The organism is Ottowia sp. (genome assembly GCF_047975795.1).
Lineage (GTDB): Bacteria > Pseudomonadota > Gammaproteobacteria > Burkholderiales > Burkholderiaceae_C > Ottowia.
The window spans coordinates 1-4,054 of sequence record NZ_JBKEEE010000089.1; the positions used below are offsets into that span (position 1 = coordinate 1).

The window sequence follows — 4,054 nt, forward strand, 5'->3', positions numbered from 1 at the left end:
ACGCTTGCGCGTGCGTTTGGCTGCAAGCTCGAATCCAGTGGTGGCAAGGCTTGTCTGTTGCATCGCTCCACTGTCTCAGATCAGGCCGTCATGGGGCTGACTTTTGCAGACCTTCCCTAAAATGTTATCTTTTCTTGCATAATTGGCACATAATTTCCTATATTTTTTAATTCATTAGTTTTAATTATATTAGGTTTTCACACTCATGATCCGCTGTCACACACCCACTGCCGTCCGTCAATTACTCAGCAGTTTTCTGATTCTATTTTTCAGTCTAAGTGCCGCCGCACAAACCCATTTCACATTGGGTGGAACTGAATATGAGCTGGTGGAATGGCCTGCGGTCTCGGCCAGCTCTACCAACAGCACCACCTCGTCTGCAGACTATGGTGCCATCCAGATTGATGTCGCTGGGAACTCCATTGTGTCCAGTCCCGGCACGATTGGGGATTTTTACAACGTTGCCGTCTATGCCACCCCCGGCTATGGCATCACAGGGGTTCCGTCATTTCTCGTCAATAACGGGCAAGAAAGCAGCGGGGGCGACACCACCACCACTTACAGCTTCAGTGGAGCCACTTTGCCTACCGAGCTTCTTTTTTATGCAGGTGGCGATACGCTGGCAGGCATCAGCGGCATGAAGTACGTTCGGTGGGCATGGTCGTCCACGCAGCCAGGCACCCAGTTTGAAGTGGTGTCACATACGGGAACCACAGGCATTCCTCCTACCACGGGTACTTTTGACATTACAGGCAGCGGCACATCAACCCTGTCGTGGCGAACCTATGGCGCAGACAACAACACGGCCATGGCACTGGTACGCGTAACCAACCCTGCCGGGATCAGCGATTTCAGCATCGTGTCCAACCGCCTTTCGATCACAGGCGCAGACAATGTATATAGTTTGCCGGCCCAGCGCGCCGACTACGTTGGCACGGCCATCCTGATTGCCAAGAGGCCATCGGCTACAAGCGCTGTCGTTGTACCTGTACCTACTCTGAACCCAACTGCGCTGGCGCTACTTTTCGGCCTGGTAGCCATGACAGCATGGCTGATTCAACGTCGCTCAGGCGCATTCTGATAGCCTGCAAAAACTCCCGGCACACCCGCCCAAGCAGACCATCCCATCACCGACTCAACGCAACAGCATCACCCGGGGCGAAAAGCCGTGGTTCAGCGGCCCCACGCCTTGGCCAGTGACAGCCAGCGCACCTTCTTGAATGGCGTCGATGACATAGCTGTGCGCAGCCTCGACAGCCAGACGCAGCGGCAAGCCCTGGGCCAAAAAAGCGGCCACGGCCGATGACAAGGTGCAGCCTGCGCCGTGCAGGTTGCCTGTGTCTACGCGGTCGGCCTGCATGGTGTGCTGATCGCCGCCACGCTCCAGCAGCACATCGCGCACTTGCGTGCCAGGCAAGTGCCCGCCTTTGAGCAGCACCGCGCGCGCGCCAAGTTGCAGCAGCGCCTGGGCCGCGGCGGGCATCTCGCTCACGCTGGCCACCGGCTGGCCCAGCAGCAGCGCCGCCTCGTCCAGGTTGGGGGTAATCAGGCTGGCGCGCGGGAACAGCTCGGCCACCAGCGTTTGCACGGCCTGCTCTTCGATCAGCCGCGCGCCCGTGGCCGACACCATCACCGGATCCAGCACCACGTGTTGCAAGGCGTGGCGATCGAGCGCCTGCGCCACGGTGTGCACCACGGCTTCAGAGTGCAGCATGCCAATCTTGACGGCATCCACACCAATGTCGCTGACCACCGCGTCGATCTGGGCGTCCAAAAACTCAGGGGGCACGGCATGGATGGCGCTCACGCCTACAGTGTTTTGCGCCGTCAGCGCGGTGATGGCGCTAAGACCAAAGCAGCCCAGCGCGGCAAAGGTTTTCAGATCGGCCTGAATGCCCGCACCACCGCCTGAGTCTGACCCGGCAATGGTCAGCACGCGGACATAGTGCAATGGGCTGGCGTCGTCGTTCATGGCGATGGGTGAAGTGGTGTTGAAGGCGGTCACTGTACGTCAATCGCCCTCTTTTGCGCCCCAGAATGGGTCAATTCTCGTCAGGATTTGCGTAACGAAGGGTGTGGCCACAACGGCACAGGCAGCCGCGCGGCACCTTGTGCCCCCTGTTGCCCTTGGGCAATCGCCGCTTGCCAGCCGGGCACGGTGGCTGCTGGGTCATCGCCCAGCCCGCGCACCACACACACGCCCGTCGCGCCGCTTTGGGCTGCCTGCGTGGCCTGCCCCGCATCAAGAATGCCACCAATGGCCACCACCGGCACGCCCGCCATGTGCACCCACCAGGCCAGGTTGTCCAGCCCCTGCGGCACCCAAGGCATGGCCTTGGTCAACGTCGGCCAGACCGGGCCGCAAGCCACGTACCAGGGTTGCAGGCTGCGGGCGCGGCACAGCTCCCACAGGCTGTGGCTGCTGATGCCCAGCCGCAAGCCGCTGGCGGCCAGCTCGGCACGGCCCGCTTCGCCCAGCGCCAACAAATCCTCTTGTCCCAGATGCACGGCCAGCAGTGAAGATTCGTCCAGCTCGACCGCCAGCCGCCAGTGGTCGTTGACCACCAGCGTGGCACCGGCGGCGCGGCAGGCGGCCAGCGCCTCAGTGATGGCGCGGCGCAGCGCGGTATGCCAAGCCGCATCCGGCGTATCGGGCGCTTCGGGTGTCTTGATGCGCAGCTGCACCGTGCGCACACCAGCGGCCACCACCTGGGCCACGCACTCGGCACTGTCGACGATGGCGTACAGGCCAATGTCTGATGAATGAATCGGGTTCTGGTGCCTGTCTTTATGGCGCAAACAGCTATCAAATTGAGAATTTTTATCGGCCTCATCACCCCACGACATCAGCGGCAGCAAGGTCGCATCGGCGGCAAACCCAGCCTGCGCCGCCACCGGCCCGGCACCCTGCCCGGCGGCGTAGCCCAGTCGCAGCGCCTGTGTGGTCGCCATCTTGGCCAGCACCAGCGCGTCGGCCGTCACAAAGCCTTGCGCCAGCGCCGCCGCCGCGCTGCTGGCAAAAGTGCAGCCGGTGCCGTGGGTGTGGCGCGTGGCCACGCGCGGCAGCGCCAGCCAGCCGCTGGCCTGCGGGGTGGTGATCCAGTCCAGCGCCCAGCCGGGCGTGTCGGCATCGTCGTCGCCACCGGTAAGGGCCACGGCCTGCGCGCCCAGACCTTGCAGCCGCTCGGCCAAATCGGGCACCGTGAGCGCATCCTCGCCCTCGCCTTCGCCCACCAGCCGCCGCGCCTCGGTCTGGTTGGGCGTGACAAGGGTAGCGCGCGGCAGCAGCAGATCGCGATAGGCGGCCAGCGTGGCGGCGTCGGCAAAGGCCGCGCCGGTGCTGGCACCCAGCACCGGGTCCACCACCAGCGCCACCGGTTGATCGGGGCGCTGCGCGCGCAGCCGGTCGACCCAGCGCGCCAGCACGGCGATATTGGCCGTGCTGGCCAGCAGGCCGGTCTTGATGGCAGCCGGCGGCATGTCGGCCGCCAGCGCGGCCAGCTGCGCGTCCAGCAGCTCGGGCGCGACCGGCTCGACATGGGTCACGCCCACCGAGTTCTGCGCCGTGACGGCGGCCACCACCGGGCACAGGTGCACGCCAAAACCCGCCGCCGCACGCGCGTCGGCGCTCAGACCCGCGCCGCCGCCCGAGTCGTTGCCGGCAACGCTCCAGACGACCGGTTTTGCTATGAATTCAGAAGCTGTTTGCGCTTGATTTGTCTGCGCCATCATGTGTTTTTAGGGGCTCAATCTGGAGACTGAAAGTGGGTCGCCGCTAACGTGGCCGTCACCGGCGCTGCGCGGCTTTGACTTGTCACGCAGAGCCTCAGGGCTGTACCGCTTATGCACCGCGCAAACTTGATGATTAAGCCGAGTTGCTGGGCGGGGATTTTAGGTTAGATGGCTTTCTTTGTGGCCATCGGCGATCTTATTTCTTAGGGAAGGTCTGCACAACCCCCGCTGCAGGGCGAGGTGACGCGTGAATGTTCACATGGCGAAACGAGCGTTGAATTTCTCATCGTTTTGCGCTGTTTTTGGTTCGCTTGACCCTGAT

The 4,054-nt window shown here is 63.0% G+C and carries 3 protein-coding genes; 1 reads left to right on the plus strand and 2 read right to left on the minus strand.

Annotated features, from left to right (window positions below; genetic code table 11):
• The first annotated feature begins 205 nt into the window (after nt 1-205).
• Nucleotides 206-1,081 carry a hypothetical protein gene (locus tag ACK5NW_RS13850; RefSeq protein ID WP_416929047.1) on the plus strand — a complete coding sequence of 292 codons (876 nt, stop codon included), beginning with the start codon at nt 206-208 and terminating at the stop codon, nt 1,079-1,081.
• Nucleotides 1,082-1,135: 54 nt separating this feature from the next.
• Here the strand turns inward: ACK5NW_RS13850 and thiD (ACK5NW_RS13855) are convergent, their stop codons facing one another.
• Both thiD (ACK5NW_RS13855) and thiD (ACK5NW_RS13860) read right to left on the minus strand, forming a co-directional pair.
• A complete protein-coding gene (thiD, locus tag ACK5NW_RS13855) occupies nt 1,136-1,972 on the minus strand; it encodes a bifunctional hydroxymethylpyrimidine kinase/phosphomethylpyrimidine kinase (RefSeq protein WP_416929051.1) in 837 nt (278 codons plus the stop codon).
• An 80-nt stretch (nt 1,973-2,052) separates the two neighbouring features.
• A complete protein-coding gene (gene thiD / locus ACK5NW_RS13860; RefSeq protein WP_416929049.1) occupies nt 2,053-3,729 on the minus strand; it encodes a bifunctional hydroxymethylpyrimidine kinase/phosphomethylpyrimidine kinase in 1,677 nt (558 codons plus the stop codon).
• Nucleotides 3,730-4,054: the final 325 nt, after the last annotated feature.

Bases quoted from the DNA above. Each gene is read 5' to 3' on its own strand.
- ACK5NW_RS13850 (WP_416929047.1), top strand. From the start codon at position 206: ATGATCCGCTGTCACACACCCACTGCCGTCCGTCAATTACTCAGCAGT.
- thiD (WP_416929051.1), bottom strand. From the start codon at position 1,972: ATGAACGACGACGCCAGCCCATTGCACTATGTCCGCGTGCTGACCATT.
- thiD (WP_416929049.1), bottom strand. From the start codon at position 3,729: ATGGCGCAGACAAATCAAGCGCAAACAGCTTCTGAATTCATAGCAAAA.